Consider the following 712-nt stretch of genomic DNA (forward strand, 5'->3'; position numbering starts at 1 on the left):
ACGAGCTCGGTGCGCAGCGCACCGAGGACATGGCCGACCGCGCCGCCGGTGAGCTGGTGCCGGCCGTCGCCGAGGTCGCCCGGCGGCGGGGGATCGCCCTGCTCGTCGGCATGCCCGAGCGCGTCGGCGGGCAGGTGGTCAACACCGCCGTGCTCGTCGGCGCCGACGGCGAGCTGATCGGCCACCACGTGAAGACCCACCTGTTCGGCCAGGACGAGCGCGACGCCTTCGTGCCGGGTGACCGGCCGGTGTCGCTGTTCGACGTCGGCGGAGTGAGGGTCGCGGTGCTGATCTGCTACGACGTGGAGTTCCCCGAGGCCGTGCGCGCCGCGGCGGCGGCCGGGGCCCACCTCGTGGCGGTGCCCACGGCCCAGATGGAGCCGTTCTCCTTCGTCGCGGACGTCATCATCAGGGCCCGCGCCTGGGAGAACCAGGTCTACGTGGCCTACGCCAACCACTGCGGGCGCGAGGTGGACCTCGCCTACGTGGGGCTGAGCAGCATCGTCGCGCCGAGCGGACGGGTGCTCGCCGCGGCGCCCCCCGGTGACGTCGCGTCCAGCACGCTGCTGGTCGCCGACGTCGACACGGGCGTCGTCGAGGCCGGACGGCGCGACAACCCCTACCTGGTCGACCGCCGCCTCGACCTCCACCCCGGCCCCGCCACCACCTGACCCGCCCCACGCCTCGGCGCTGGGGGGATCCACGCCACTCC

At 74.7% G+C, this 712-nt stretch carries 1 protein-coding gene; it reads left to right on the plus strand.

What is annotated here, in order from left to right; all coding sequences use genetic code 11:
- Positions 1-671, plus strand: a 671-nt coding sequence (locus FHN55_RS21265; RefSeq protein WP_139714416.1) for a nitrilase-related carbon-nitrogen hydrolase, incomplete at its 5' end; no start/stop codon positions are given.
- Positions 672-712: the final 41 nt, after the last annotated feature.

This window comes from Streptomyces sp. NP160 (genome assembly GCF_006335115.1).
Taxonomy (GTDB): Bacteria; Actinomycetota; Actinomycetes; order Actinomycetales; family Quadrisphaeraceae; genus Quadrisphaera.